Genomic DNA, 23600 nt, shown 5'->3' on the forward strand with positions numbered 1-23600 from the left:
AGAAAGCGTGGAACATCAGGCGCACAGAGCACTCCAGGCGATTGAGAAAAACAGGGCGACCAGAAGCAACAAAGCCCACTTGGTGGTGGGCTTGAAGCGGGGTTTAGAGCGGGGCATTCGCTGCAATTGGGGGTGCGGTGTCATGCTAAATTTCCTGCTGCTGCAGTGATGACCCGGCAATCACACCACCCGAGCAAAGCAGGCCGGCGGCGTATGCAGCGTCTCTGCTGGCGAAGGTGTCGGCACTGGCGCGACCGTTGGCTTTGAAGATGAATCGCATCGGGTTCTCCTTATTCGGCAACTGGTGGTTGAGGGCTGGTTTGGCGCGCGGCTGGCTCCAGCAGCCACGCTTTGGATGGCAGGTAAAGACTGCCTTCGTCTTCGGCTTTGAGGCGGCGCTTTGTCTCGCGCTGCTCCAGCGTTTCGGCGGGGGCGCTAAAAGCTGGGTGAGCGCGCCTTCGCGCTTTATTGAGTAAGGCGGTGTAGCGAGACATAACGGGCTCCAGAAATGAAAAACCCGCCGAGCGTGTGCAGGGCGGGTAGCTGATAAAGGGCGTGGATTAATGCTTGCCAACTTTAGGAAGCTTCAGTCAGGCAAAAACGAGTCTAGTTCAGTGCCTCGGGATAAGCGAAAAAAGTGTTTACACACGCATTGGTTTGATAGTATTAATTTTGAGTAAGAAGAGGTGGGTTTACCTCTTGCTCATGTTTAGTTTTATCTCAACACGTTTTGTTAGTGAGCACTTTTGCTTGCGAAAGGCTCACCATGCCCATAAACAACGCCCAAGCCTATTTGCTGGTGGCACCGTCGGCCATTGTGATGCTGAGCCTTGCGCTTTTTACGGTTTGGTATTTAAAGCGCGATCATCGGTACCTGCTGTTATTAGGGTGTTCGCTGGCATTTACAGGGGTCTCACTGGGATTCCAAACGCTTCTTGATCGAAGCCAGATTGCCACCTGGAGTACGGTATCAGGGCTGGGCTATTTATTAGGAGCGTGGTTTGGTGCCCGTGCACTGGCTGACAAGTATGGAGTTCCATCACACCCACGCCTTAGCCTCGCAATTGGCTTAACAACGCTGGCGATTCTTGCGTTCTTCAGCTTGGTTGAAGAGGATCTTCTGCTTCGGATCCACGCGCTGGGTATCGCGTTGGGATTGATGCAAGTACTACCAGCCCCTGCAATTTTCAAATTGCCGCGCAAACGTGAACGTCTTGAGGTTGTCCTTTACTGGATCTATGTAATGTTCTGCATTTACACAATGCTCAGACCAGCCATAGTTCTCGCGATGGGCTCTGCAGAGCTAAACAACTTCGTCCTGTCTAAGTTTTGGGTGGTCACGACGATTGGCTCAATGACTTTCTGCATGCTTTTTACATTCCTGTTTCTTGCATGCGCCGTCCAGAGGACCGTGAGTAAATTAAGTGATGAGCGCGACCATGATCCCTTAACCGAACTACTCAATCGAAGAGCATTCCTTGAGGCCGCTGAGTCATTGATTAATGACCGTCGACTGCAGCCTATCTCTCTGGCTGTTGGAGATATTGACCACTTCAAATACATCAACGACCGCTGGGGGCATGAACGTGGTGACCAGGTGCTGAAAAAGGTGTCGCTCACCATGCGCAGCCAAGTGCGCGATCAAGACCTGGTGGCTCGTTACGGTGGCGAAGAATTCGTTCTCTTGCTGGTGAATACCGATATTAAAAGAGCTGGGGAAATTGTTGCTCGCATCCGGGAGCAGGTTAGATCGGCGAACGATGCAATGCAAGAAGATAAGCCGCTGACAATTAGCTTTGGGATTACTGCTGTGCCGCTTGGTGGCAGCTTGTCCGCAGCCATCGATCAGGCGGATAAGCTTTTATATCAAGCTAAAGGCGCTGGACGCGATCGCATCTGTACCGATCCTGTTGCTGAATCTGTGACTGGCTAAATTCAGCTACAGCCTAAGAGTTTGGGCATGAAAAAGCCCGCTCGATGCGGGCTGATGGCTTGGTGGACGGAAGAGCGACATGCAGAAAATAAACACACTCTGCTTGAAAGCATCGTCTTACTGCTTTTTGTTCTGAGTTTGTCCTGGCTGCTTTAGACCAGGCGAAGATCGCTCAGCTTGTCGCTCTTACCTTTGTCTCTGACCAAGGATGTTCAGGCCAGAGTGGATGTGTGTTGCATTGGACTAACTCCTTAAGTTAGAGAAAGCCAAACGGGCCTTCACGTCTGCACGATGCTCCTGAAGAAATACCCACGTTGTATCAATGCGTAAGTAACACAGGCTTGAGTCTCAAACTGCAGCCCTCTGTCACAAGGCTTTGGTTTCCCCCAGCAATAAAGCCAGCCGAGCGTGTGCAGGGGTGGCTACAAGAAAAGTAAAACGCCCTGAGAGGCGTTTTTGGTTGGTGCAGAGATTGTTACTGCTTGAAGTCTAAGCCTTGCTTGACCGCATCCTGCATACGCTGATCACGCACATTGCCTGGAACTGGCTTGCTGATGCGATCTTCGATGCCGGCTTCCGATTCAACGAATACAGGAGGCGCTGATCGGGCAATTTCACCCTTTGGCATGTAGGAGGGTTGGGCTTGAAAGTACAGAAACAGCGCAGCAACGGTTGCTGCCGCAATCCATAGTTTCTTGAATTTCCAACTCAAGCCAAAGCCAATGGCCGCAATCAAAAACGGTATGAGGTTGATCAGAAGAATCATTTGCCGATGCTCACCATGGGGACCGCATCGCTCAGAGTTGTTGTGGGCAGCTGTCCATTCCACTTCTCAATCCAAGCACGCTCGTTTTCCAGCTTGCGTAGCTGCAGCACTCGGGAGTCCACGGATTGGGCTAGCACTGCTTGAGACATGGCTTCAGTCTCTGCCTTTTCCTTGTCAATAGCGCGCTGCAGGCGGGCTTCTTGCAGCTCACGCTCTAACTGAGCTTTGGAGATGGCCAGCTGGGCTTCCTCTTTCTGAATGGCTTCGCGACGCTCAGCGGCTGACTCTTGTGCGTCAGTAATGATCTTGGGGTACTTCAGATTGGTAATGCCAACAAAGCGCACCGAGAAGGGGGTCAAGGCCTCAATCGCATTGCCTAGCTGGATGCGCAAGTCAGAGTTGATTTTTTCGTTGCTAGAAGCAATTTCACTGATCGAAAGCTTGCTCAAATACTCACGCACTTGGGCTTGAATGATCTGGCTTGCATAGGTGCGGTACACCTGCTCATTGGCAATGGTCGAAATATCTCCAGAGACTTCTGTCGGAGCAATTGCATTGAACAGTTCGGCTGTTTTCTTGGGGTTGATGCTTAACGTTGCACGGATGGTCACATCCAAGTTCAACTTGTCTTCAGGAATGAAAATGGTCATAGCCTCTTGATAGGCCTTATCGGATACGTCAAGTAAAACCAGTCGATCACAGTACGCCCAGCACTTGCCAAGACGGAACTTGGAGGTCGGGATCAGGTTGTCCTGGTAGCCATCCTTGGTCATTATTTTGCCGACATGTGCAGGTGGAACTTCGACTTTTTGTCCGCATGCTGCCAACACCAGAACGGTGGTTATGGCTGCCAGAATATTTTTGTACTTCATTGGTTGCATGTTTTTTAACCGCCTCCTTTGCGGTGTTGCTCGTTGATTTGAACATGTTTCAAACCGCAGCCCACTGTCACAAAGCTCTGTTTTGCGGTCGTAGCTTTCCGACCTGCCATCGCTTGCGCGACGGGCTTTGCTGTTTTTGGCAAACCAAACTGATTGCTGCGATTGGTGCCAGTGCTGCCGCGCCTGTGGTGCCCTTGGTTGCCAAGTACGAAGGCCCGGTGCTGCGCACCTACCGTGACCCGATTGGCATCATCACCGCCTAGCACGGGCCACACCGGGCCAGAGCTGCGCATGGGGCAGACGTTCACGCGCCAGCAGTGCCAGGACATGCTCTACCAAGACCTTGTGCAGCACGCCAGTGCGCTGGGCTTTCTAACCGCCACTGCTGAACTGAAAGAAACCCCCTGCCGGTGCATGCTGGCAGGGGGCTTTTATTGGAGGGTGTCGCCGTCTGAGATGCCGACGACATGGCAGAGAAGGGCGGCGGCGATCATTGCTCAACTTTAGTCATCAAGAGGCACAACTTTATTCAGAAGAAAAAATGATTTTCTCGTTGCAATTTGTTGCATAAAGCCAGCCTTATGTAGCTAACTGCGGACGTTGGTTCAATTGAGAAGTGCTGAATTGAATCGCTGGGTCTGTGATGGTCTGTCGTGAAATTTAGGTGATAGCACCGATTTAGCACAGACGCCTTGGAAGCCGCATGTTTATTGGGTTTGACGCGGGTTCAATTCTCGCCAGCTCCACCATCCACGACACCGCCACACACTGAAAACACTCAGAGTGTGGCGGTTTTCTTTTGCCTTGAAGTGTCCAGCGGTGTCGTTAAATTCACACCGGATTCACACCGGATTCACACAAGATTGACACAGATTATTTGGCGGTTGGCATTGGACTCCAAGTCCCTCTGCCACTCAAATCTAGCGCGACGTCGCGCTGCAGCTATAGCAGCGTTTGTGTAGCTTGGGGCTTTGTTCCTGCGCAGCTGGCGGGGTGTTCATGGAGTGCTTGAAAACAAAAAACCTGCTCAAGGCAGCTGGATAGAGACAAGCGGCTGCGACAAGCGGCAGGTTGTCCGACATGCTGGGGAAAAGCGCGGGCTTATGGTTGGTTCATGACTACACCACCTCCAAACTCAGAAGGTCAGGTTCCGACCTCATCTTCCCAAAACCGTTATGCAACTAACCGCACAGTGCAGATTGCGGTTGCGCTCATCGTGGTCATTCTTTTGATTGCTTTTGTTCCTTGGTAATTAGCCAGACGCCGCCTTAGAGCGCTTTGCAACCTGGGAAGTGGTTCTTGGCCTTGGCAGCCAGATTCTTTTTTGCGCAACTTTTTATTTGAGGAAAAGAATCTCATGCTTCTCTCCATCATTGATGCGCTGCATCACTATCAGTCCATCGTCATGCAGATAAATACGCACCCCGGGTGACGTTTTGGAATCCCAGTGGCAGGGGTTCTGGTCAAGGTTGTGCCACCCATGCGCAGTACTCAAACTGCGTGACTTCATCCGTTCGACCTGTATTTTGGACAGCCCGTTCATTTCGCAAATCAGAACCCAATGTTTCAAGAGCAGATCATGTGCTTCTTGGCGGCTTGTACAACGAGGCTGTGGATCAACAGCTTTTAGCAGCGCGTAGAAACGGCGCTCGAAAGTCGCTTGGTAATTCATGGTTAATGTGTAACCGAGAGAGACAATGATTGCAAATGTCCATTTCTGCAATGCCGATAAGGGCTTGTTTTATCTTGTTGTGTGCTTATCGCAGCTGAAAAAACCTGCGCGTCATGTTCCGGGTGGGCTGGTGGTGCTCATGGGGTTAGCTTCATAGAAAAAGCCCGCACGACTGGTGCCGAGCGGGCTTGGGGTGGGCTTAGCCTTCACTGGTGGCTGGCTAGCGGCAACAGACCCTGTATGCAGTCTTGTTAGGTTGCATGGGGAGCGTACTTGGGCTTGGCTGCATGCTTGGCCCTGATCTTGTTGGTGATGACCGGATCACTGATGCGGTGTAGCTCTACTTCTGCGGCGTTTTGCATATCAAGGTTGGAGGCAGAACAAAGCGAGGCCAGAGTGACTGTCACGCCACCCACTTCCTGACTGGGCTCACCAGCGGAGCGTGCAAAAACATAGTCCACCAGTTGCATGACTTCGCTGCGTGTGCAGCCCAAGGACTGCACCAGCTCTAAAGCTTCCTCCAGAAAACGGTGGTTGCGTTCGGTCGTGTCGTTGGCAATGGTTTCGCCAAAGCACTCGACCACCCAACGGTTCACTCGCTGTTGAAATGGCTCTGCTTGCATGTTTGGTATGGGTGTGCTCATTCACTCTCCAAAAGAAAAAGCCCGCAAGGCGCAGACCTTGAGGGTTGGTGTATTTGCTAAATATAGTTAGAAATGCAGATGCAGCAAGCGCTAGCCGCGACCGAAGTTGCAAACTGGCTTGATGTGGTGCGGCTACTGCATTGCACTGGGGAGAATGATTCAGTTCACAACACCTCGCCGGCCAACGCGAACGCACGGGCCCGCATTCGTAAGTGCAAGAAGCTGCATCAGCTAGCTTGAGGTGGTGCGCGAAAACCCTGTCACGATTGCCATCAGGTCAGATGTTTGGGCTTCAAACAACTCACCAGATAGCCCTGGAGACACGCCAGGCGGCGGTGTTTTGTGCTTATGCGGCTGGCCTACAGCTGGCCTACTTACACGATGCTCTGCCTAGACAAACAAAAACAGTCCACGGTTGGAAGCTGCTTGGGTTTGGGTAATAAAAAACCCGCTCTAGGCGGGTGGGGTTGGTGTCTTAGACATTGGGCGGCTCGGGCTGAACCACTCTCTCGAATTCTGGATCCTCCGGGATGTCAGGCTCTCTGTCTGGAGAAAATGGTGGGTGGGGCGGATCGTCACCGTCATTGGGCAACGTCGGGTCTTGCTGCTCAGGGTATGGCAGACCCACGGGATCCATTTCCTCATCCTCCGGTAGTGATCTGGGCTTTTTGGGTTGAATCATTGCATTCACTCCTTGCGTGGCTGTTTGATCACGCGGTTTTGTTGTTCCGTTGGCTCAGCTGGGTGTGGGCTTTTAGGGTTGCGTGGATCATTGAGATCAGAGGGGACGTTGGGATTGGCGCCTGGCTTTGCATCCTTGGGGTCGAATGCGGTGGGTGTCGGTTTTTGATGATCAGCTGTCATGTATGCACTCCTTTACGGTTGAGCTTTCAGGGTGATGCATGCCGTTCATCGGAGGTGTAGGAGTCCGGCCCCTATGTTTGGGGGGCTCGGGACCACACCCCTGTAGAGCTGGGCAACTCTTGCGTTCAATTACAAACCGCAGCCCTCTGTCACAAGGCTCTGTTCCCCTCTGATGGCGCTCAGAGGGCAGCACCTATCTGTGCGCAGTTTGGGTGGTTTCCCCTTGCGGGTACTGTTGCATCGGCGGTGCCCTTCATCAGATGGCTGTGCTGAAGCGGGGACAGAAAAAAACCCGCGGTGAGCGGGCATAAACCTTTGACCCTTGCAATCAATAATCTTGCTGCAGAGCACTCAGTGGGCCTCGCTTTTTTTGCGGCTGCTACTGTTGCTGTTGCTGGTCGTTGTTTTTGTCTTTTTCACTGGGAGCCTTATCAGGCTGCGATGGTGGTGCTGTGCTTGATTGGGCGCCGCATCCATTCGCGCGTCCCCTCAAGGCTAGACAGCAGTTTTTTAACCATGACATATAGACCTCCAATTCTGGTCTGTCTTCAGTAACTCTAGGCTTCCCAATACCACAGTACGCTTTTATTGGGCAAAGACTGCCAGCGTTACATGAAATTGGTGAAGGTACGTAACTGATAGGCCCCACATGCGTTCAAACCGCAGCCTTCTGTAACAAAACTTTGGTTTGTGGTCGCAGCTTTCCGACTTGTCAATGCTTGGCCGAGTTGACCCAGTACATCACCAACCACGACGTAGCCGCCTGCGATGCGCAACTGGCCGCCCTTGCAACCGCCTGCACCCAGTCACTGACCAAGCGTGCCCTGTTTCGCGAAATCAAAACCAAGGCAGACGCTTCAAACGGTGGTGGACAGATCAATCTCTACAGGCAATGAAGATTGATTGATTTGACAGCTCCTACCGCTTGCTGTGTAAGCGGTTGAGGAAAATTTTGCTTGAATTTTGTAAGCGTTAAAAAGCCCCTGCTGGCGTTGGCTGGCAGGGGCTTTGTGTTTAGCTTGCAGAGCTATTGCGGTGGCTTAAGCCCGGTTACCAGCGTGTGGTGTACATCAGGCGCAGCCCACGCTGAAAGCTGTGGCTGCTGCGTGTGAACTGCATTTCTGCCGCAAACGTACCAACCCGTGACTGCAGTCTGCTACCAAACCCCAGCTGTACACGGTTACGCCCAAGTGCGGTGCTGCTGATGCTGTAGCTTTGTGAAGACCCGGCCAAGTCCGCATAGCCAAGGCGCATATTGGATTGGTGGTCAAAGTCATGTTGCAGCTCCAGACGGCCAAATGGCAGCAGCGTACCCCAGCGGGTGTCATGGCTGATTTCGCCGCGCAAGCCCAGCGATGCAGAGGTGTTGGTGATGTTTTGCTTGTCAAAGCGCAGCGCATGCCAGCCCGCACCTGTTTCCGTGTAAGCATCCAAACTGCTGCGGGCAAATTGCAAACGGCCGTAGGGTGAAAGCATCCACTCCTCAGTGCGCCATTCATAGCCCGCAGACAGGGCTGCAAACCACTGAGAGCCATCACGCTCGCCTTGGGCAAACTCTCCAGCATCGGCTACCCAGCGGCGGGTGTCAAAACTCATGCGGCTGTAACCCAGCACACCGTCCACAAAATAAGCAGGTGCTGGGTTCCAGCTGCCATACAGAGCGGTACTCACCCCTTTGCTGTGGTTGCGGCTGCCTTCGCTGCCAATCTTTGTACGGTCATAGGCAAAGCCAATGCCCATGCCAACCGTCCATTCTTTGCTCAGCAAATAGTCCATGCCCATGGTGACGCCGCTGGTGGTAAAGCGCAGGCCATCATCTTGACCGGCAGTGGCTTCTGCAAAACCCCAGTCCACCATGCCAGATGTCCAGTAGGCCAAGCGCGGGCGTGCTGCGCTACCCGGCTCGGCGATGGGGGTGTCTGCCGCTGGTAGAGCCGTCATTTGCGCATGTTCTGGAGCAATCTTGCCCATGAATTGCTGAGAAGCAGTCACAGAGCGTTGGGTGCCAGAAGCACTACCCACCTCAGAAAGCGGTACGTCTTGCCCTAAGGGCTGAGGTCTGGAGGCAAAGGCCTGCTCCGTATTCATGCCCTGCGCAGCCGCTGCTGCATTGTGCTGCGCGGCGCGGCTCCATCCCGGTGCCAGGCTGCCACGCTCCATGCGGCCCTGACTGCTGACGCACTCTTGCTGCTCCAGCAAACTGGTGGCACTTCGGCAGTTGCGCACTTGGGTGTTTACTGCCCGGGGCATGGCCAGCTGCAATCCGCTCGTGAATGTGCTGCGCTGGGGGTTGCGCAAGTGTTCCAGCCGCTGGGTGAAGTTCATCAACTGTGTGCCCGCAAAACGCACGGCCGCTTGCTGTTGCGATGTGGTGACACCGCGCACAGTCGCATCCGTTGTGGGGTCGGGGCGCGACTGCACGGCGAAGGTGACGAAGCCGTTGCCCACGCTGCCGCTGGCGGCCTGCAGGTTGAAGCTCACTACCGCGCTGCCGCTGAAGGCCGCAGCCGGGGCAAAGCTCATGGTGAATGGGCCGGTCATGCGTGCGGTACCCGCCGACGGTGGGCTCACCGACAGCAGCGTGGCGCTGGTGAACGGGCCGCCGGTGGCGCCCTGGGTCAGGTCGACGCTGGCGGTCTGACCGGCGGCCACGGTTTGGTTGCTGGGTGGTACTACCACGGACTGGGCCTGCACCTGCAAGCTGTAGGGCTGGGAACCGGTAGCTCCGTTGGCGTCGGTGACGGTAATGGTCAGGTTGAAGGCACCACCGGCAGTGGGGGTGCCGCTGAACACGCCGCTGCTGGTGTTCAGGCTCAGGCCGGCCGGCAGGTTGCCGGATGTGATGCGGTAGCTGTAGGGGGCTGTGCCCGCGGAGGTGGTCAGGGTCTGGCTGTAGGCCGTGCTTTGAGTGCCGTTGGGCAGAGTCGTCGGAGTAATCGTCAGGGTGGGCGCACTGACGGTGATGCTCACCGTGGCCGGGCTGGAAGTGCCGCTGGCGTTGGTGGCGGTGTAGGTGAAACTGTCGACACCGGAGAAACCGGCGGCAGGCGTGTAGCTGATGCTGGTCCCGCTGGCCGTGGCAGTCCCGTGGCTGGCGGCGCTGGCCACGGCGACGCTGGTGGCGGCGCCGCCGGAGATATTCAACGTGATCGGGTTCAAGCTGCTGTTGGCCGGCACCACTGCGATGACGGCGGTGGAAACCGGCACCTGGCCGCCGATGGTGATCGAGTAGGCCTGGGAGCCGGTGGCGCTGTTGGTATCGGTGGCAGTGATGGTCAGGTTGTAGGCGCCAGCGACGCTTGGTATGCCGCTGATCGCACCGGTGCCGGTGTTCAGGCTGAGGCCGGTTGGCAGGCTGCCGGATGTGATGCTGTAGCTGTAGGGCGCGGTACCGCCGGTGGAGCTGAGGGTTGCGCTATAGGGCGTGCCGACGGTGCCGTTGCTCAGGGAGCCGGGGCTCAGGGTGATGCTCGGGGCACTGACCGTCAGGCTGTACGTCTGGCTGCCGGTGGCGCCGTACCGGTCCTGCACGCCGATGCTGAAGTTATAGGCGCCACCGGTAGTGGGGGTGCCGCTGAGGGTGCCGCTGGGCGACAGGCTCAGGCCGGCAGGCATGCTGCCGGATGTGATGTTGTAGCTGTAGGGGGCGGTGCCGCCAGAGGCGCTGAAGCTGCTGTTGTAGGTAACACCGACGATGCCATTGCTCAGGGAGCCGGGGCTCAGGGTGATGCTCGGGGCACTGACGGTGATGCTCACCGTGGCCGGGCTGGAAGTGCCGCTGGCATTGGTCGCGGTATAGGCGAGGGTGTCGCTGCCAGAGTAACCGGCGGTTGGGGTGTAACTGATGGTGGTGCCGCTGGCGGTGGCGGTGCCGTGAGCCGCCGCGGTCGATATGGCAACGCTGGTGGCCGCGCCACCGCTCAGGCTCAGGGTAATGGGGTTGCTGCTGCTATTGGCCGCCACTGTGGCACTCACCGGGCCAACCGTCGGGGCAGGTAGGACATAGGTGTAGGCATTGGTCAGGGCGGCGCTGCCACCCGGTGTGGTGACCTCCACGGTCACCGCGCCTGCAGCATGGGTCGGGGTGGTTGCTCTGATGGTGGTGGCGTTGTTGACGCTAAAGCCGGTGGCGGATTTTTCGCCAAACCTCACCGCTGTGGCTCCGGTAAAGTTGGTGCCTGTCAGGATCACACTGTCGCCACCTGTCGTGCTACCGCTGTTGGGGCCTACACCAGCGACAGTGGGTGCTCCCTGCGCATGCACATAGCTGCTGCATAGCAGCAAGCTCAAAATCAGCAGCCCCTTACGCCAGAAGGCATGTAGCCAACCTCTCAACGGGTGCCCCTTCGTGGTGGATGGTTGTGGGAAGCCGGCGTCCAGCAGCAGACCAAAGAATGGAGCCATATAAGTTCAAAGCAAAAGGGATGTGAAAAACTGCGAGTGGCAAGCACCGGCAACCGCCAATGAACCAGCGCGGTCTGGCACGGGGTTTTGTCTAGATGCTATTAACAAAAACTCGCATTGGAAATAACTGATTTCAGGTATTTTTCAGTTTTTTTATGATTTTTGAGCGGCGCTGTTTACAACTGCACGCCATGAATGTAGGTGTAGCTATATCTGGGTGCAGGCATATGTGTTCAGGGGCGTGGTTTACGCGGCAAGTTGTCTTGCTGTGGCGCAATGACTGCATGGCGCGCAGCAATCCGACTAAGTTAAAGCTGCGCAAGGCCTACCAATCAGGTTTGCTGCGCTCAACAAACCCAAACCCTGCCGGTGCAAACTGGCAGGTTTTTTCAAGAAATTTGAATGAAATAGCTCTCTAGTGTTTAACCAATAAGCGTTAGCAGCTATTAAATAAAGCCTGCCCGCCCGTCACATTAACACTGCCCGGAAGGTGAGCGGTGGCTGGGGCTTGCTGTTGCTGCCAATGTGGGGTGCTATGGGCGCTGCCGAGGTGATGGAGCTGACCGAGGCAGCAGCAGAGGGGGCAGCAGCTTGTGCGGCACGTAGCTCGTGGATCTGGGCGCGTTCGCTTAGGCAGTTGGTGCAGGCCGCGGCAAGGGCGGCAAGCTGTGTGTCGTCGGGCATGGTGTCTGCCCTGGCAATGTGCTGTGGCAGCTCGAGCAGGCTGGGCTGGCCGCTGTACTCGTGGCCAAAGCTGAGCAGAACGCATAGACCCCATTGAAGCTCGATGCCAAGCGAAAAAGAACAATGCAGCAGCTGCGCATTCAAGGCTATTGCTAATGAATGGTACGAAAAACAATGAAAAATGCAGAGTGAAACCTATGCGGATCGCTGCTATTGCCTGCTAAGCGAGATTTGTTCCCTTGTCAGAAGCCATGACATTAGAGGAAATACAGGCAGCAAGCTGCTCGAAGCTATTCGCGTCGTTGAGAAGCGAGGTGTTTTTGAAACAGCGGCCTTGCTTTGCTGCTATGTAGCCGGATTTGGCAGTATGCAGCAGCTACAGATGTCATTGAGCGTGATATCACTGTTGATCTAAAAGCTGCTTTAACTCCTTATGGAGAAAAAATACTTTGTGCAATTGTTGGCTCCACAGAAAAAGACTGCGCGTTGTGGGCAGGGCGATCTGGAGATGAACAAAAGTACACAAAATTCCAAGATGACGCGGTCTAAACTGCATCTGCTCCAACTCTTTCATTAACAAAAATGAAGCAACTATTTGGTCTGATCTTGCTGGCCACTTTCTTGACAGGCTGTGCGGTGTATACACCGAGCGGCTCGGTTGTCGTTGACCCTGGACACAGCGGTGGGCACGACCACGGGGGTTTTTGTCCCCCCGGCCAAGCCAAAAAAGGCAACTGCTAATACAACGTGCCCATAAAAAGCCCGCTCGATGCATCATCATGCGGGCTTTGTTTTCATTAAAAGTGCCACTATTTCTTATCTGGCAAGCGGTATTTGCTATGTTTTATTTTAGGAAAAGTATTTCTTTTTGATCGTCATCGTTGGTGCGTTGCATAACTATCAGACCATGATCGTGTAGATAAATGCGAACTCCAGGGGATGTGTTCGAGTCCCAGTGGCATGGGTTCGGTCAAGGTTGTGCCACGCATGCGCACCACTCAATCTGTGTGACTTCATGCTCGCTCATGGCTAAGAAAGTTCGCACTAGGTGGACTTGGCGCTGAGTTAAGTGGCTTGGTGTAGTGCCTGCCGTTAGCTGTAGTTAGCTTTAGCTAGCTACCTAGCTGGCGGCCAGTGCCTGTGGCAGTAGCGGGCCACGCTGTTGCCACACATTCGCACCTGGGCTGTCTTGACCATGGGCTGTCAGCCGTACTGGTTTCAAGCTCGTAGCTATCTGGAAACCCTTGTACCTGAAACAGCCCCCGTGGAAACAGCATGCGCAGGCCAATATCAACAATGGCGTAGGGCTCACCATGGACCATTACTAGGACGAAGCGGTCGCGGGTAGGAATGGTGTGCCGCAGATCGGGCAGCTCTTGCCCGCCTTTGTCGCTGCAGTACTTCACAAGGAAGACTTTGACTTCGGCCCTGCAGATGCTCCGGTTATAGTGCCTGTCAAATTCAGTTACGAACTAATCCACCAGCGACTGTCTGAGACACATGGCGCAGACTGGGCAGGCCCCAGGGGCTTGATGTGGCATACGTTTGTTACGTTTATACATCGGAATAATCACTGTGGCTAACCGTTGCTATCTCTACTCAACCAATGTCATCCCTGGGGCAAGCGATGAGCTTGACGATCGAAAAATGATTGGGATTGCGGAATGGGATTACGAAATACCAATTGTTTCCAAGTTACTTCTCTCTGGTAACCCTAAAACTTGCCGTTCTTCACTTTGGGAAAATCCAGAGGAAATAGCTTTGATAGGTGACTACGCCTCCGGCGTAAAAAATCTTGAAAATTTCTTGTCTCAAATTGAGCTTGAAGCAGCCCAGAACTTGATTGCTGAAACCATCGAATTTTTGAACAGACCAGAAAATCAAAATCAATACTTTGTTTTTGAGTGCGGTGAAATTTTTGACATGGGCGACACACCGCTTTTTGAGCAAAACCTTGCGCTCCTTGAGGAGCTTAAAAATATGCAGCCTGAAGTGGAAAGGGCGTTGCAATCTTTGGTGCCTCCCCCCATCGAGGTGCACAAATCTGCTGGCTTTTTCGCAAAGCTGTTTGGCCGCAATTCCAAATTCTCCGTTCCTGTGCACGATTTAATGAAATCTATCGATGATCTCGGGCTGGGTAATTGGTCAAATATTTTGTATTTCGACTTCAGTGGTGACTAACTGCCAGAACAATCAGCAAAAGAGTGGTTATAGGAATGGATTTTTTGCCGTTCCGGTACAAGTTTGTACAAGGCAATGCGCTGATTGGCCTTGATGGCATGCGTGTGTCACTAAGTGCTTGAGTTGTTGGCAGCTAATGTAAGAAAACCGCGTTAAGCGGGCTTTTTGTTGGTGGTGGATATGGTTTGAAAGAAGTAGGTCACCAGTAACTGCCCATTGCTTTTCACGGGTCTTCCTTTTGTACCTGCTCGACTGCTTGCCACAAAACAAATTCGAGCTTGCCCAGCAGTTCGCGCCATGCGTGGGTTCGGTGTGGTCCTGTAGCGCCCTTGCTTGGGGCTTCGCACACCAGTACGGCAGAGATGCTCAATTGGGTGCGGCCGGCGCTGGCCCATGGGTAGATAAGCAGGCTAAAAGCGGTGGTATCTGCACCAGAGCTCTGGCTGAAGGTGTGCTGGATCTGCTCTTTGGCGTTGACAAGATTGACGTGGTTCGCACGAAGGGCGCAGGTCAACAGGTAGTACCGGAGTAAGTCAGTTTTTCTTTGCCTTGCCCTTGAGACCAAACTTCCAGGCCAAGTGTTCAAAGCGCAGGCCCAAGCACTCAGTGTGGTCGTACATGGCATTCAGACGCTCGTGCACCTCACGGGTGCAGTGCACATCCATGCGCTTGATCTGCAGAGCCATGTCCTGGTGCTGGGCGTCGAGCAGCTGTCAATCGGTTGCGTTAAATCTGAATCGGTGGCCGCTGCAGCAGTGCAGCAGCATGCGCGCAGCTTCGCCGGCAGTGCTGTGACAGTGACCTTGCGCAAGGTAGAAGAAGTAGGCCGGCGCACGCTGTGCGGTGTTATCGCTCATGATCGGGGCCTGTGGTGGTGTGGTTCAAGTCATCCCCTGATGGCTCGATGGCTCTGCTTGACGCGCCGGGGGCATGTTGCCCACGCGGCTCTCAGGTGGTCATATCAAAATCTCTCGGCAAAAAAATGCCCACTTTTGTGGGCGTATCAAAGGAAAAAGCATGCAAGTAACTCTTGAGTTTGTACTGGTGAATGAAGATGTTGCTGACGCAGCCCCTATCCCCGGCTTTGATGTCAATGAAGTGGGTGCACTGGCCGCTGTTCCACTGCCAGGAGACTGCGTGTGTATGTTTGAAGATGGGCCAATTTATGAGGTTCTGGACAGAACCTTTAACTGGCACTCACCGACGCACGTACGCGTTGAGGTGTTTGTTGAGCTGCTTGCCGACGAAGACGACGATGGGGATCTTGATGACTGAGCTGTCGTCGCTCTTTAGGTGACTGCAGCTTTTGATTGCTGACACGTTGGTTCTTGCCCCACCAGGTTTGCATGGCTGGGCCATTAATGCCTTGGTATGCAGCCAAGTACTGGTTGGCAAAACCAGTTCCATCGCGCCGGGTGCGCACTTGGCCGGTGGTGTTTCTGATGCGAATGACAAGCCATTAACCGAGGGCGAACTTGAAGCGCGGTCAGTGGCTGTGCGGGGCCGGGCCTTTTGTCCAAGGGCCGGGCACAGGGGCAGGGGGGCGACGGTATCAAATTTGGTTTTGAGGTCTGTGCAGGGGGCTGGGCTGGCGAGTCATCGATTGAGTTTTTAAAAATACTGAGTAGTTAGTTGGCTCGGCAGTTTTTGCCTGAGTTGGTGCTTGATCGATCTCTCCCTTACACGCCTTGTAGCGCTGCGCAATTTATTTGCCAAAGTATTTGCCTTCGTGCCCACCGCACTTGAATTTTAAAAACAGCAATCAACGGCAGTAGTGCTTTGATGAGCATGTGAAGCTCTCTGGAATAAAAAAAAACCGCGCAGTGTGAGCTACGCGGGTTTTGTAGATGTTGGGGAGGGCTGTTTTTACAGCAGCCAGCGCATTGCCAGTGAGGTGCATACCAGAGCCAAGCCAGCGATGGTGCAGATGAGTGAAGCGCGGCTCAGTTGTACGGACTGGCGGAACATGTCGCGCAGGGGCAGGTTGAATGAGGCGCCCATCTGGCTCCAGGCAAAAGTCCAGCAGATGAAGCCTGCAATGGCGACAAGGTAAGAAATGTCTTTTGTGTTGAGCCAAGAGACGAGAGACAGCAGTGTGCAGAACACGCCGATGCCCATACCAAGCCATGATTTGATAATTCGTTGCGGTGCAGGTTCTGTGGCCATGGTGGTTGGGGTTGAAGTAAGGAGCAGCTACCAAGCGCAGCTAGTGCGGGTGTGTAGTCTAGGTGCGTTTGGGGTGGTTATTTTTTGGTTTGGGGGCGGGCACCTAATACCTGATTGCCCCAGCGGCGTTGTCTGCCGTGCGCTGAGTGGCAAACTGGGGCGTAAAAAAACCCACCGAAGTGGGCTGAAATTGAAAAAGGTAAAAGGGCCGCTTTTTAGTAGTAAGGAACACCGTAGTGATCGTAGACACGGCGGCCATACTCGTCGTTGTATTCAGGCCAAGTGCTATTTTCGTAGCGAGGAGCGTTGTCCAGCTGTTCTTTGGAAACTGAAACCACGTAACCGCCTTGGTTGGGGTCGTACTTGAGGCTGTTCCATGGGAGTGGGTACAAGTCGGTACCTATGCCTAAAAAGCCACCAAATTCCATGACTGCATAACGAACTTGCCCGGTGATTTTGTCGATCATCAGTGAGTCGATGGAACCCAGCTTCTCTCCAGCTGGGTTGTAGACGTTCGTGCCGTTGACTCGGGAGGACGAAATGACGGACGACGCTGAGTTGATTGTTTGCATTGGAGTTCCTTCTCAGAATTCAAAACCTAAAACCTAAAACCTAAAACCATTGCTGCTTAAAGCAGAGGGCCTTGCCCGTTATTGCTTTTGCTTTTGAGGCTGCTGCTGCCCTGGCTGGTTGTTCTGGTTGGGGTTTTGCTGCTGCTGTTGCCCGGGCTTGGGGGTACTTTGCCCCGGCTGCTGCTGGTTCGGGTTTTGCTGCTGTTGCTGCTTTTCCTTGTGGTTGGGATTCTGTGGCTGGTTGTGTTGCGACATTTCCGTAGCTCCTTGAGGTTGGCAGACAAGCAAAGTTGCTCGCCTTGTTGATAGGTTCGCACAGGAGTCGCGTTCGCCCTGTAAGTGAATGGCTGCTGGGATTGTCAATAATGGTTGTTATTACAAAATACGTTATTTTTAATGTTTTTTAACGATAAATTTGTGTATTTGGTGGTGATTGATGGGTTGGTGGGTGGAGTTTTGTTTGTGCATTTGTGCTGGGAAGACAAAAGCCGCGAAGAGCGGGTTGGCTCGGTAAGGCTATGGGCTAATAGGAGTGGGAGGTTCTGGCAGAGCTATCCACATTGATTCAGGAGCTTTAGGATGTTTGGCTTGTTTTCTGGGTGATCTGGGCCTTGTTCCGGGTAAAGGTTGCCCACTGGGCCCATTTCTTTATTCTTGGGAAGTGATGCAGCCCCTCTGGGGTTGCTCACTGATCACTCCTTGTGCGGCTGCCTGATGAGCTGATCGTTTTGATGCGTTGGTCCATTCGGGGGAGGGCTTTTGGGACTGCGCGGGTCGTTTGGAGCTGAACTCTTTATTCATAAAGCGTTAGTTGCTATCAAAAATGAAAATGCCACTTACATCGTGCCTGGCCAAAGAGACCGTTGGGAATGCATACACCAACGCCTGGCACGAACGAGGCTTTACCAAGCTTGGTGCGATGAAGATTGGCGCCATGAACGGCTGTCACTGCGTCAGCATTTCATTGTTGAATGCCTGGTCTGTTTGACGCTATGGTGTCGCCATGCCTTTGAAACGGCCACTGGCTGTGTCTGGCATCAGCGGTGGTCCTCTATTTTTTTTGCAGACAAGGTGATCTCTTCATGGCTTCTAACTCCGGCGCTTCCTGCGGTTTCCCGTGGCGTTTTGGTCCCATCCGTGCCAGAGGCTGCGTCTGCAGCAGCCCCATGTGCCAGCGCCTGCACCAGCGGGTCACCGAAGACCTGTCGCGTCGCAGCTTCATCGGAGGAGTGGCTGCCATGCTGGCCCCCTTTGTGCTGCCTTCCGGGGCCATGGCAACCACGGCGGATGACAAGCGACCGCTGCTGCTGACCAATCTGCGTTTGTTTGATGGCTCTGGCAAGTCGGTGCGAAACGGCCTGCAAGTGCTGGTGCAGGGCCAGCGCATTGTGGATGTGCTGCCGGCTTCAGCCACAGTGGAGGGAGCGCGCCTGCTGGACTGTCAGGGCAAGCTGGTAATGCCGGGGCTGATTGATGTGCACTGGCACACCATGCTGGCCGGAATTTCTCAGATGGCGGCCATGTCGTCGGATTTGGGTTATTTGTATTTGGTAGCTGCTCAAGAGGCACAGCGCACGTTGTTGCGCGGCTTTACTGCAGTGCGTGATGCGGGCGGGCCGTCATTTGCGCTCAAACGCGCCATTGACGAGGGGCTGGTGGCCGGGCCGCGCATCTACCCCAGCGGGGCCATGATTTCGCAGACCTCCGGGCATGGAGACTTTCGCCTGCGCAGCGATCTGCCACGTGCCGACAACGCTCCGCTGAGCTTGGTTGAAAGCACTGGCGTAGCCATGATTGCCGACGGTGAAGCCCAGGTACTGCGCCGCGTGCGCGAACAGTTAATGCTGGGCGCCACGCAGATCAAGATGCTGGCTGGTGGTGGCGTGGCATCCATGTATGACCCGCTGGACAGCACCCAGTTTTCAGAGCGCGAGCTGCGTGCTGGCGTGGAAGCCGCCAGCGACTGGAATACGTATGTGATGACCCATGTTTACACCCCCAAGGGCATTCAGCGCTCCATCCGCTCAGGGGTCAAGTGCATTGAACACGGGCAACTGGCCGACGAGGCCAGCGTGCGCATGATGCGCGATGAGGGTGTCTGGTGGAGCCTGCAGCCGTTCCTGCAGGATGAAGACAGCAACGTCTACCCTGACCCTGCACGCCGCGCCAGCCAGAAGCAGGTGGCCGAAGGCACGGTCAACGCCTATGCCATGGCGCAAAAGTATGGCGTTAAGACCGGCTGGGGCACGGACATTTTGTTCAACCCCCAAAACACCGCCACTCAGGGCAGGCAACTGGCCAAGCTAACGCGCTTTTACGATCCACTGACTTTGCTGGGGCAGGCTACAGGCATCAACGGCGAGCTGCTTGCGCTGTCCGGCGAACGCAACCCCTATCCCGGCGCGCTGGGCCGCATTACTCCTGGCGCATGGGCTGATCTGCTGGTGGCTGACGGCAACCCTGCCGATAACCTCGACTTTCTGGCTGACCCTGACAAGCATTTGCGCTTGATCATGAAGGGCGGCCAGATTCACAAGAATACGTTGTGACACGTGCCATGACATTGACACCCACGACCGCGTCACAGCACGCGCGTTAAGCATTACTGCCCCCTGCTTGCTTGCTTTGGGGGCTGGTCTGGCACAGGCCCAGCCGGAGCAGGGCGATGTCTGGCGTTTTCAGGCTACGCCCTACCTCTGGATGACTGGCTTGCAAGGTGACATCCGCCCCGCGCGCCATGCACCAACGGCGCACGTGTCGCAATCTTTTTCGGATGTATTGAGTGATTTGGACGCCGCCGTCTTTCTGAATGCCACCGCGCGCAAAGGTCGCCATGTGCTGCATGCCGATGGCAGCTACGCCGACGTTGTCGGACACCGCCAGCCTGCCCATGGGCCTGAAAGCCCGCGCCAAGGTGACGCAAAGCGCCCTGACGCTCAGTGGCGGCTACAGCTGGCAGCTGTCGCCAGAGGACAGCCAAGACGTGCTGGCAGGCGTGCGCTTGTGGAGCATTCGCGCCACAGTGCAGGTGCAGCCATTGCTGCAGGTTCAGACCAAGGACACTTTCGCGGACCCTATCGTGGCGGTGCGCTGGCGCCATCAGGTGCACCCGCGCTGGTCAACCTTGGTCTATGCCGATGTCGGTGGGCAGGGAAACTCAGAATGTGGGGTCAGAGTTCACATGGCAGTTGCTGGCCGTGGTGAACTACCAACTGCGTGACAACATTTACGTATCCGCCGGCTATCGCCAGCTGAGTGTGGACTACCGCAGCAACGGGCGACGTCTGGACTTTGGCATGGGCGGCCCGGTGCTGGGGGCTACCTTTCGCTTCTGAGTTTTCGCACCGCAGCGCGGGCTGCAGGCGTCCTCACCTCAGGGCTGCTGGTGGGTTGCAGACCCTTCAGATAGAACAGCCGGCTCGCTGGGCGTGCGCTGGCAAGGTGTTGCTCGGCCCGCATGTGGATCTGGGTGAAAGTGGGGTGTGTGCGGTAATTCGATGCGATTGCGCCCAGCCTCCTTGCCACGGTACAGGGCAGCATCTGCATCGCGCATGGCCCCCTCTAAAGCTTGTGTGCTTGCGAAGGGGCGCGAAACACCGATTGTGACCGTGCAGCGCAGAGGCTGCCGGGTGCCAGCAACATCGATGGCCTGCTCTTCAATACCGGCTCGCACACGCTCAGCCAAACGCATGACGCCAGCACTGTCCGTGTCCAGACAGATGACCACAAACTCTTCTCCGCCAATGCGGCCTGTTAAATCGCCATGGCGTGCCGTGTTGCGCACCACATCGGCCACATGGCATAGCACCGTATCTCCAGCCTGGTGCCCATAGGTGTCGTTGATGTGCTTGAAATGATCCACATCCATCAGCAGCAGGTGCGCGGGGGCGGGGTTTCGGGTATTGAAAAAAACCTTGAGTGCTTCAGACAGCCCCCTGCGATTGAGTAACTGCGTCATGGGGTCACGCCCCGCCATGTCACGCAGATCATCAGTCAAGCGCCGCAGTACCAGCCAGACGATCGAAGGCGGTATCACCGTGGCCAGGGATGACATGTAGATGTAGAAAACCATCTGAAAACTGCTGTCCATGTCCAGCGCTTCCAGACCACCGTCCAAAATCTTCATGAACTTCATCGCATTCAGTACACAAATGCCACTGATCAGCAGTGCAAAAATAACCATTTCTGCGTACAAATCTTTGGCAAATGTACGCACGCCGTAGATGATGGTGAGCGTCATGCCCAAGAACAGCAACGAGGAAATGCCCGCCAGCATGGCATAGCGTGCAGCCTGGCCCAGACTCCACTGCACCAGTACTTGGGCAAGCACGTACACCACGGAAAACGCTATCAACGGTCGCCACAGCGGGGCGGCATAACCAAAGAAACGCATCGAGCCGAGCCAGTAGGCGATGGGGGCTGCAAGTGTCAGGGTGTGATTGACTACGCTCATCACGCTCCAGGCGGGGCCTCCCTCTGCCAGTTGCAATACATAGGCAAACCCTAGCAAGAGGCTGCCCAGGGCGAAAAAATCCATACCCATTCTCTTGCCCTGCAAGCGTTTGCTAATAAGCAAAAACATGAGTGCAAAGCACAGCAGGTGTGCGCACAGCATGCCAACAAGGATGGTTGCAACCATGAGGATCTTTAAAAGCCGGTAAGAGCAGATGCGCGCAGCTAGGGCTGGTTGCCACGGCAATTGCCGGCATTCAGCACTAGATCAGGCAAAACAGCTCAGTGTAATGACTTGTGCATAGATTGGCTGATGGGCCGCAATCCCATTCAAGTAATTCCCTGCAAGCATGCCTTGTTGCAGTTTGAGAAGAAAGTGTGTCTGAGGCTTGAATCGACCCGCTTTTTCTGGATAGCAGCCAGCCTCACGCCATTGCGTTTCTCCAACGCTATGCAAGCCAGGTCATCTGCAGACGAATGTCTGCGGATACCCTTCGTGGGCGCTGATATGGGTGATGCCGGTTATCCAACGGTATAAGAGCTCGGCCACGCCATGGCCGTGTTGCAAGTTTTGTTGGAGGGCCTGCATCTTGAGTTCTTGTGGGTAGCGTTGTGTGTTCACATGGACTCCTGTTTAAACGGAAAGAGGAGGCTGATAGCGATCTACAAAACTCTGGGCGATTCAGACAGCTGAAAGCCGAGTGCGCATGCTTGCGCGCTTTATGGAGTTAGGCGGTCTAGCGCGAGACAGAGTGCTGCAGCAATGAAAAAACCCGCCGAGCGTGAGCGGGGCGGGCGGGGAAGAAAGTGCCGGTGCCTTTCGGCATGCCATGGGAATTAAGAGAGTTCGGGAGGGAAAACCACGGGCCAGCAGAAAACTTGTTGATGAAAAATCGCTGCGTCAGCAAACGGGGCGCTTCAAACAGCTCGCTTACATCTGCTAACAATATCTGATTCTTCAGCGTTTTCTCCCTATGGAGAACCCTCGATTTCTGCACGGCTTGGACAAAACTGGCTGTAGTGCCCAGCGAGTGAAGAAAGCGCTCCGAAGAGCGCTTTTTGCTGGAGGTCAGGCTGCTTGATGTTTGACGTCCAAACCTTGCTTTACAGCATCCTGCATGCGCTGATCAGGTACATCGCCGGGTACTGATTTACGGTTGGGGTCTTCAATGTGCTGGGTGGCTTGCAGGTATGTGAATTTTCAGGAAAGAAAAATCAGCAAAGGCGTTGTTCAGGGTGCAGGCGTTTGAGTCGCAGACGTGTGCCACGCATCTAGATGCCTAGGAATTCGAATGGCGCAGAGGGCTTGAATTGCTGCGTAGCATTGCCTGAGTATGTGTGGCTTTGGTCAGTGCCAAGGTCAAGTTTGAGAACTTTGCCACTTCGCGGGCTGAAGTCGAGAGCTTTCAGGTCGACCCAAAAAGTGTTGGGGGTGAGGGCAGATTCAAAAAAGTACAGCTTGCGCTGGTGGTCGAACACGGTGCGCCAGCGCGTAGACGAAATGTTGGGCTCGTCTGGGGTATTCAAGCCATAGGGCACCGATACATTGCGGATAACGCTAAATACACTGGCCAGAGCCTTGTTGGGATCAGGTTCTTTGGGGATGGCGTTTACATAAAACGATGCCCGTGCAAAACGATCTGCCGCCCGATTGGTGCCGGGCAGCATGGTGGTGCCGCCAATTTGCTTCCAGTATGCGTCTAGAGCCAACTGCTGCTCAAAGACCGGCGAATTGGTCATGACCTGGTAGGCGCGGCTGTGGTGAATGACTTGCTTGCCGTCGATGTACTCGACGATTGCGCTGTCGCCGCTTGCATCCGACATGGACAGGTGCAGTGTTGTCAGCCGGTTTTCGCCGGGCACGCTGTCTGAGACGATGGTGAATGGCTGCTCCTGCAGTGCAGCCACGACTTGCGCGACTGTTGCGAAATTGTCCAGCACGTACTGTGCCCAGGCAGCAATCGTCAGGCCGGGTTTGCTGCTGGCATCGAACACCGGGTATTGCGATTCCACCAACCACAGCAAATTGGCGTTCAGTCCTGCTTCGTTCACTCCATCGGTGGTGGAGATGTCGTAGCCTGAGGTGATGACGCTGCCGTACTTGGATGTCCAGCGTAGAGTGTTGGCTCCCGTTTGCCCGGTGCGCTCCATACCCCGTGGCAATACCCAGAGATTACTGACGATGTCGCTTTTCCAGTCCATGGATCGGGCCGTCATGACCTGACCTGCAGCGCCGTGGTACACCAGCCTTGTACAGGCCCATGTGCTAGATACGCCAGCAAGACCTGAAAGACCCAGCAGCAGTGCTGCCAAGGGTGAGCGAACGCGCGGCATATCGATCTTCATCAAGCTCTCCTGGTCAAGTAACGACATTGTGGATG

At 54.9% G+C, this 23600-nt stretch carries 27 protein-coding genes; 8 read left to right on the plus strand and 19 right to left on the minus strand.

Annotated features, from left to right (window positions below; all coding sequences use genetic code 11):
* Nucleotides 1-145 precede the first annotated feature (145 nt).
* Nucleotides 146-280 (minus strand): hypothetical protein, encoded by a 135-nt coding sequence (locus tag IB213_RS18245; RefSeq protein WP_255501871.1) that lies wholly within the window; start codon nucleotides 278-280, stop codon nucleotides 146-148.
* A gap of 10 nt (nucleotides 281-290) precedes the next feature.
* On the minus strand, nucleotides 291-494 hold the full coding sequence (locus IB213_RS11025; RefSeq protein ID WP_192406508.1) for a hypothetical protein: 204 nt from the start codon (nucleotides 492-494) through the stop codon (nucleotides 291-293).
* 272 nt (nucleotides 495-766) lie between these two features.
* Between IB213_RS11025 and IB213_RS11030 the strand changes: the two genes are divergently transcribed.
* On the plus strand, nucleotides 767-1933 hold the full coding sequence (locus IB213_RS11030) for a diguanylate cyclase (protein WP_192406511.1): 1167 nt from the start codon (nucleotides 767-769) through the stop codon (nucleotides 1931-1933).
* Between the two features lie 475 nt (nucleotides 1934-2408).
* On the opposite strand, the gene IB213_RS11035 is transcribed toward IB213_RS11030, so the two are convergent.
* Together IB213_RS11035 and IB213_RS11040 are read right to left on the minus strand one after the other, a co-directional pair.
* Nucleotides 2409-2699, minus strand: a complete 291-nt coding sequence (locus IB213_RS11035; RefSeq protein ID WP_191724803.1) for a hypothetical protein — start codon at nucleotides 2697-2699, stop codon at nucleotides 2409-2411.
* A complete protein-coding gene (locus IB213_RS11040; protein WP_225561074.1) occupies nucleotides 2696-3571 on the minus strand; it encodes an SPFH domain-containing protein in 876 nt (291 codons plus the stop codon). The genes IB213_RS11035 and IB213_RS11040 overlap by 4 nt, the downstream gene beginning before the upstream one ends.
* A 122-nt stretch (nucleotides 3572-3693) precedes the next feature.
* On the opposite strand from IB213_RS11040, the gene IB213_RS11045 reads away from it, so the two are divergent.
* Complete coding sequence (locus IB213_RS11045; protein WP_192406513.1) at nucleotides 3694-3843, plus strand: hypothetical protein; 150 nt, start codon at nucleotides 3694-3696, stop codon at nucleotides 3841-3843.
* A 1073-nt stretch (nucleotides 3844-4916) separates the two neighbouring features.
* On the opposite strand, the gene IB213_RS11050 is transcribed toward IB213_RS11045, so the two are convergent.
* The 4 genes from IB213_RS11050 to IB213_RS11065 form a co-directional block, all read right to left on the minus strand.
* Nucleotides 4917-5252 (minus strand): hypothetical protein, encoded by a 336-nt coding sequence (locus tag IB213_RS11050; protein WP_191724733.1) that lies wholly within the window; start codon nucleotides 5250-5252, stop codon nucleotides 4917-4919.
* A 251-nt stretch (nucleotides 5253-5503) separates the two neighbouring features.
* Nucleotides 5504-5896 (minus strand): hypothetical protein, encoded by a 393-nt coding sequence (locus tag IB213_RS11055; protein ID WP_225561075.1) that lies wholly within the window; start codon nucleotides 5894-5896, stop codon nucleotides 5504-5506.
* 475 nt (nucleotides 5897-6371) lie between these two features.
* Nucleotides 6372-6533 (minus strand): hypothetical protein, encoded by a 162-nt coding sequence (locus tag IB213_RS11060; protein ID WP_192406515.1) that lies wholly within the window; start codon nucleotides 6531-6533, stop codon nucleotides 6372-6374.
* A gap of 50 nt (nucleotides 6534-6583) precedes the next feature.
* Nucleotides 6584-6760 (minus strand): hypothetical protein, encoded by a 177-nt coding sequence (locus IB213_RS11065; protein ID WP_191724731.1) that lies wholly within the window; start codon nucleotides 6758-6760, stop codon nucleotides 6584-6586.
* 719 nt (nucleotides 6761-7479) lie between these two features.
* Between IB213_RS11065 and IB213_RS11070 the strand changes: the two genes are divergently transcribed.
* Nucleotides 7480-7656 carry a hypothetical protein gene (locus tag IB213_RS11070; protein WP_192406517.1) on the plus strand — a complete coding sequence of 59 codons (177 nt, stop codon included), beginning with the start codon at nucleotides 7480-7482 and terminating at the stop codon, nucleotides 7654-7656.
* A gap of 154 nt (nucleotides 7657-7810) precedes the next feature.
* Here the strand turns inward: IB213_RS11070 and IB213_RS11075 are convergent, their stop codons facing one another.
* From IB213_RS11075 to IB213_RS11085, 3 genes are all read right to left on the minus strand, one after another.
* Complete coding sequence (locus tag IB213_RS11075) at nucleotides 7811-11095, minus strand: autotransporter domain-containing protein (protein WP_225561076.1); 3285 nt, start codon at nucleotides 11093-11095, stop codon at nucleotides 7811-7813.
* Between the two features lie 537 nt (nucleotides 11096-11632).
* Complete coding sequence (locus IB213_RS11080) at nucleotides 11633-11848, minus strand: hypothetical protein (protein ID WP_192406521.1); 216 nt, start codon at nucleotides 11846-11848, stop codon at nucleotides 11633-11635.
* Nucleotides 11849-12960: 1112 nt separating this feature from the next.
* On the minus strand, nucleotides 12961-13254 hold the full coding sequence (locus tag IB213_RS11085) for a hypothetical protein (protein WP_192406523.1): 294 nt from the start codon (nucleotides 13252-13254) through the stop codon (nucleotides 12961-12963).
* Between the two features lie 169 nt (nucleotides 13255-13423).
* On the opposite strand from IB213_RS11085, the gene IB213_RS11090 reads away from it, so the two are divergent.
* On the plus strand, nucleotides 13424-14029 hold the full coding sequence (locus IB213_RS11090) for a hypothetical protein (protein ID WP_192406526.1): 606 nt from the start codon (nucleotides 13424-13426) through the stop codon (nucleotides 14027-14029).
* 223 nt (nucleotides 14030-14252) lie between these two features.
* Here IB213_RS11090 and IB213_RS11095 read toward each other — a convergent pair whose 3' ends face one another.
* The 3 genes from IB213_RS11095 to IB213_RS11105 are packed head-to-tail and all read right to left on the minus strand — an operon-like array spanning nucleotide 14253 to nucleotide 14886.
* Nucleotides 14253-14543, minus strand: coding sequence for a hypothetical protein (locus IB213_RS11095; protein WP_192406528.1), 291 nt, complete (start codon nucleotides 14541-14543; stop codon nucleotides 14253-14255).
* A 19-nt stretch (nucleotides 14544-14562) separates the two neighbouring features.
* Entirely contained in the window at nucleotides 14563-14715 is a 153-nt protein-coding gene (locus IB213_RS11100; RefSeq protein WP_192406530.1) for a hypothetical protein, read from the minus strand.
* Between the two features lie 27 nt (nucleotides 14716-14742).
* Nucleotides 14743-14886, minus strand: coding sequence for a hypothetical protein (locus IB213_RS11105; RefSeq protein ID WP_192406532.1), 144 nt, complete (start codon nucleotides 14884-14886; stop codon nucleotides 14743-14745).
* A gap of 160 nt (nucleotides 14887-15046) precedes the next feature.
* On the opposite strand from IB213_RS11105, the gene IB213_RS11110 reads away from it, so the two are divergent.
* Nucleotides 15047-15304 carry a hypothetical protein gene (locus IB213_RS11110; protein ID WP_191724723.1) on the plus strand — a complete coding sequence of 86 codons (258 nt, stop codon included), beginning with the start codon at nucleotides 15047-15049 and terminating at the stop codon, nucleotides 15302-15304.
* A gap of 591 nt (nucleotides 15305-15895) precedes the next feature.
* Here IB213_RS11110 and IB213_RS11115 read toward each other — a convergent pair.
* The 3 genes from IB213_RS11115 to IB213_RS11125 all read right to left on the minus strand — a co-directional run bounded on the left by IB213_RS11115 (nucleotide 15896) and on the right by IB213_RS11125 (nucleotide 17022).
* Nucleotides 15896-16195: a hypothetical protein gene (locus IB213_RS11115; protein ID WP_192406534.1), complete on the minus strand. Its 300-nt coding sequence runs from the start codon at nucleotides 16193-16195 to the stop codon at nucleotides 15896-15898.
* 215 nt (nucleotides 16196-16410) lie between these two features.
* Nucleotides 16411-16767, minus strand: coding sequence for a PRC-barrel domain-containing protein (locus tag IB213_RS11120; RefSeq protein ID WP_191724721.1), 357 nt, complete (start codon nucleotides 16765-16767; stop codon nucleotides 16411-16413).
* A gap of 78 nt (nucleotides 16768-16845) precedes the next feature.
* The gene (locus IB213_RS11125) at nucleotides 16846-17022 is read right to left on the minus strand and encodes a hypothetical protein (protein WP_192406536.1); all 177 of its coding nucleotides are present in this window, start codon (nucleotides 17020-17022) and stop codon (nucleotides 16846-16848) included.
* 827 nt (nucleotides 17023-17849) lie between these two features.
* Here IB213_RS11125 and IB213_RS11130 point away from each other — a divergent pair.
* The 3 genes from IB213_RS11130 (at nucleotide 17850) to IB213_RS18110 (ending at nucleotide 20102) form a co-directional block, all read left to right on the plus strand.
* A complete protein-coding gene (locus IB213_RS11130; RefSeq protein ID WP_192406538.1) occupies nucleotides 17850-19316 on the plus strand; it encodes an amidohydrolase family protein in 1467 nt (488 codons plus the stop codon).
* Between the two features lie 299 nt (nucleotides 19317-19615).
* Complete coding sequence (locus tag IB213_RS18105) at nucleotides 19616-19987, plus strand: hypothetical protein (RefSeq protein WP_225561077.1); 372 nt, start codon at nucleotides 19616-19618, stop codon at nucleotides 19985-19987.
* On the plus strand, nucleotides 19965-20102 hold the full coding sequence (locus IB213_RS18110; protein WP_225561078.1) for a hypothetical protein: 138 nt from the start codon (nucleotides 19965-19967) through the stop codon (nucleotides 20100-20102). Before IB213_RS18105 ends, IB213_RS18110 begins: the two co-directional genes overlap by 23 nt.
* A 38-nt stretch (nucleotides 20103-20140) precedes the next feature.
* Here IB213_RS18110 and IB213_RS11140 read toward each other — a convergent pair whose 3' ends face one another.
* Both IB213_RS11140 and IB213_RS11145 read right to left on the minus strand, forming a co-directional pair.
* Nucleotides 20141-21406 (minus strand): GGDEF domain-containing protein, encoded by a 1266-nt coding sequence (locus IB213_RS11140; protein WP_192406540.1) that lies wholly within the window; start codon nucleotides 21404-21406, stop codon nucleotides 20141-20143.
* Between the two features lie 1085 nt (nucleotides 21407-22491).
* Complete coding sequence (locus IB213_RS11145) at nucleotides 22492-23565, minus strand: linear amide C-N hydrolase (RefSeq protein ID WP_192406542.1); 1074 nt, start codon at nucleotides 23563-23565, stop codon at nucleotides 22492-22494.
* Nucleotides 23566-23600 lie beyond the last annotated feature (35 nt).

This window comes from Comamonas sp. CMM02 (genome assembly GCF_014851485.1).
Classification (GTDB): Bacteria; Pseudomonadota; Gammaproteobacteria; order Burkholderiales; family Burkholderiaceae_C; genus Comamonas; species Comamonas avium.